Origin of the sequence: Neolewinella agarilytica (assembly GCF_900110645.1) — a bacterium.
In the GTDB taxonomy this organism is placed as follows: domain Bacteria; phylum Bacteroidota; class Bacteroidia; order Chitinophagales; family Saprospiraceae; genus Neolewinella; species Neolewinella agarilytica.
Window position 1 is genome coordinate 1 of sequence record NZ_FOFB01000058.1, and the last position, 1,805, is coordinate 1,805.

Annotated in this window: 1 pseudogene; it reads right to left on the minus strand. The window is 54.9% G+C overall.

Going from position 1 to position 1,805, the window contains the following annotated elements:
- Window positions 1-1,772 (minus strand): annotated as a pseudogene (locus BM123_RS23690) (hypothetical protein); the annotation flags it as partial.
- Window positions 1,773-1,805: the final 33 nt, after the last annotated feature.

The following is a 1,805-nucleotide window of genomic DNA, read 5'->3' on the forward strand; positions in this document are numbered from 1 at the left end:
GTCTCCGGGTTGCGGATGCCGTCACCGTCCCGTGGGATCAGGTAAGGCTGGCCAAGCGTGTTGTACTCACACCAGTTGATTACGTCGTAAGTAACACGGAGCTTGAAACACTCTTCGCCGGCTTCCAGCGTGCGGAGCGTGTCCACAACAACGTCCGTCGTGATCAGGTCACAAGCGTCTTCGTCAGCAGCGATACCAGCGTAAGCAGGTACGTCTGCACAAGTGCCTTCTTCGTCCGTTGGGAAGGTCAGGCGGTAATCATGAACACCGTAAACGGTGATCCGCTGGCGACAGTTATTCGTGTTGGTAAAACCTTCACCGTCCGTAGCCGTGAAGATACGCGTGAAGCTACCTACACCACAGCTGTTAACGTTGCCGCTGATCGTGGAAGTGATGGTCACGTCACAGTTGTCAATACCGGTAGCAAAACCGAAGGTAGCGTCCAGCTCAGCCTCCGTAGCTTCCATGATGTCATCAGGCAGCGTTGCGCGGGCTACGATACAGCTGATTTCAACGGGGCCAGGAGCGATACAGCTCGGAGCGTTCTTGTCTTCCACCAGTACGTCCAACCAGCAGAAGTTCATATTGCCTTCCGCATCGGTTACTTTCAGGCCAACGCGAACCGTACCGAGATCAGCACAAGTCAGCACCAGTTCCTGGTCGTAAGCTTCCGTAGCAATGTTGTCAGCGCCTACGCGAGCGATTTCCAGCGTTACACCGGAACAGTCATCGTAAGAACCTGCATCAATCATAGATGGCGTCAGGATAGCGATACCCGTGCTGGCACCACCGGCAGCAGAACCGCTGGAGATGCTGATATTCAGACCATCTTCACAGATAGCTACTGGAGCAGTTCCGTCTTCTACGCAGAAGGGGTAGTCAGAGAAGTCCGTATTACCACATTCATCGGTGTAGGTGTAGCGGAGAAGGTGACAACCAACGGGGATGGCAGAAGTTACTTCTGCGCGGTTGTCCGTAGGGTCAACGTCGAAAGCACCGATTGGCGTAGCGCTCAGGTCAGCACCCGGGTAGATAGTAGCCGTGATGGTTACGTCGTCAGAACAGTTGTCCGTAGCGCTGATACCAGCGTCCAGGCGGATGTAAGCAGCACAAACGTTACCGGCATTGGTCGTGTAGATCAGGTCGCCGTCAACCACACCGTCGAAGTCACGATCCTGCGTAGGACCAGAGAACGTAGGAGCAGTCGTATCGCCAACTTTCACGACTTGCGTGAAGGTGCGAACGTCGCTTGGGTTACACCAGTCGATGACGGTGTAGGTACGAACGAACTTGTAAGTGAAGGGGCAGGTAACAATGGCCGGGCCGTCAGCGAAGGTTACTCCGATGTTACAGACCGCTTCTCCAGCCATCAGGTTGAACGTCCGGCCAGCCACCTCCAGGAAGGGGAAGTCTTGTGTCCGGGGGGCCGGGTAATCAGCAACCGAAGGATTGGCTGATCCACACTGCTCGTAGGTTACAACATCTTCTATGTTATCCGCACTCAGGTCATCCAGGGTAGGACGGCTGAAAGTGATCGTATAAGAAGCCGTTACGCTTGGGTTGCCTTCGCCGGCAGCTGAAGGACAAGTGGCGATCTCCGTAGCCTTGAAAGTACGGGTCAGGACGACATCTTCACAGTCAGGATCTTCTTCGTCGTAAACCACTACGTCGTTGACACAAACTTCAATCTCCTGCGTACAACCATCCGTAAAGGTCGGTACTAATGGAGCCGTTCCGCCAGCCAGTAAGCGAGCGCGCAAGGCAGAAGCCATGCTGCCGGGGATAGTAGCTCCCGTGCCGGAGTT